Source organism: Methylomonas sp. BG-2 (assembly GCF_057766305.1).
Genome location: NZ_JBYMAP010000406.1, coordinates 1 through 2,028, shown reverse-complemented (window position 1 = coordinate 2,028; position 2,028 = coordinate 1). Strand labels below are relative to the sequence as shown.

Sequence of the window (2,028 nt, the reverse complement as noted above, 5' to 3'; positions counted from 1 at the left end):
TATGCCAGGCTGGCGCCGTGCAACAACACGTCGGATAGACTAACGCTATGCAATCCCGCGAAACCGATCAGATTCACGTCCGGATAAAACTCGGTTTGAGCGACATGCACGGCTTCGGCGGCGGCCTGGGCTCGCAACCGCGCCGCGCTGATATCGGGCCGGCGCGCCAACAGATGCAGCGGCAGATCGTCCGGTAAACCCGGCCAGATCGACGTTGTCGGCTCAACTCGAATCACCAAACCCCAATCGGGGCCGCGACCGGCCAATGCCGCCAGCAAATGCCGCCCGAGTTCGACCGAAGCGCCGATCGCCGCCAAGCCCGCCTCGGATTCGCCAAGGTCTATTTGCGCATTCAGCCAAGCGGCATCGGCGCTCAAGCCACTGTCGCGGCGGTGGGCCGCCAGGGCCAGCAAACGCCGGCGATTGGCCAGCAAGCGTTCACCGACCACGCGTTGTTGCTCGGCGGCGACCAACTCGAAATAGGCTCCGGCCACCGTAAACGCCAAAATTAACCGGGCATCGGCCCATTCGGCGGCGCTTGCCAGCGCGCCGTCCACCGCCCGCTGCAATTCGGCGCGGTCCCTGCCCCAAAGATCCAGGTGATACCGTAACACCACAGGGTCGATTAATAATTGCCGAAAGTGCTCGCCGGCCAGCTTCGCCTGCACGCTGTTCGCCGAAAACCGCTGAGCACTGAAAGCGACATTGGCATACACGCTTGGATAGAGAACCGCAGCCTGGCCATCGACCAAGGCCTGCGCCTGCCGCAAACGAGCAGCCGCAACGCCCAGATCAGGATTGCCCGCCAACGCCGTTTCGATCAGACGATTCAGCTCCGGACTGCCAAATTGGCGCCACCAGTCCGATGCCGGCCAAGCGCCGAGTTGCTCATCTCTCAAGGTTTGCGTCAACGGCGCGAGCGAAAACTGTTCGGCGGCGGGTCGGGAGTCGCCAAACTGGGCGCACCCGCCTAGCCAACCGATCGCAAGCCAAGCCAAGCCCGCGAGTTTCATGTGTTTTCCTCGATGACAGCTTCCTCGCGAGCGCCTTGCCAATCAGCAAGCCGCGAGCGCGCCCGCGTCGGCCGCGCCAGCCAGACCAGTGCCGCCAGGATCGCAAAACCGCAACCGGCTAGCCAAAACGCATCGTCGATACCCTGGATCGCCGCTTGGCGCGCGGTGGCTTTGGCCAGTCTGGCCAGGCCCCGATCGTCGGCATAACCGGCAACCCGCCACCACAACGCGGCACGCTCGGCGGCGACGCTATCGGTTCCGATCCACTCAGCGTAATGACTGGCGTGTAGTGGCACGCGCCGGTATAGCACGCTACCCTGCACGGTAATGCCCACCGCGCCGGCCGCAATTCGCAACGCACCGGCCAATTCCAGCGCGGCGGCATGACGCCGCGCCGGTAAATCGTGCAGCATCAGCGTGGTCAACGGCACGAAGAATGCACCCAGGCAGGCGCCTTCCAATACTTTCGGCCACAGCAGCTCCGAGAAAGCCGCGCTATCGTCGAAGCGACTCAGCCAGAAATAGCAGATCGAAAATCCGGCCAGGCTCAAGCTGGCCGGCCAACGGGCATCCACGCTCTTGACAACTTCATGAATCACCGCCGCGACCGGTTTGGCGAAAACCACCATCGGCAAGAAAACCAGGCCGGCCAACCACGAGGAATAACCTAAATTCAGTTGCAATTGGACGATCAGCAACGACAACAAACCCTGGAACCCGAAAAATCCGCCGCACAACACCGTCAAACCCACCGCGAAATTGCGATCGGCCAATAACCTAAGATCCAAATAAGGGCGTCGCGCGGCGCGCGCCTGTTCAACCCAGACCGCAAACGCCACCAATGTCGCCAGCGCCAAACCGATTTGCGAATCGGAGCGCCACCAGTCGGCATCGTTGCCGCGATTGAGCAAGGTTTGTAAACCGAATCCGACCAAACAGCACAGTGCGAAGCCCAGCCAATCGAAACACTGCCGACGGACCTTGACCTCGCGCCAGTACAGCAATGCGGCTATCC

At 62.2% G+C, this 2,028-nt stretch carries 2 protein-coding genes; both read right to left on the bottom strand.

Translation table 11 applies throughout. The features are described from left to right. A partial coding sequence (locus tag AC3B8H_RS20700; protein WP_488443406.1) for an efflux transporter outer membrane subunit occupies window positions 1-1,013 on the bottom strand: 1,013 nt, incomplete at its 3' end. Next, on the bottom strand, window positions 1,010-2,028 hold a 1,019-nt coding region (locus tag AC3B8H_RS20695; protein ID WP_488443405.1), incomplete at its 5' end, for an efflux MFS transporter permease. The genes AC3B8H_RS20695 and AC3B8H_RS20700, both read right to left, overlap by 4 nt.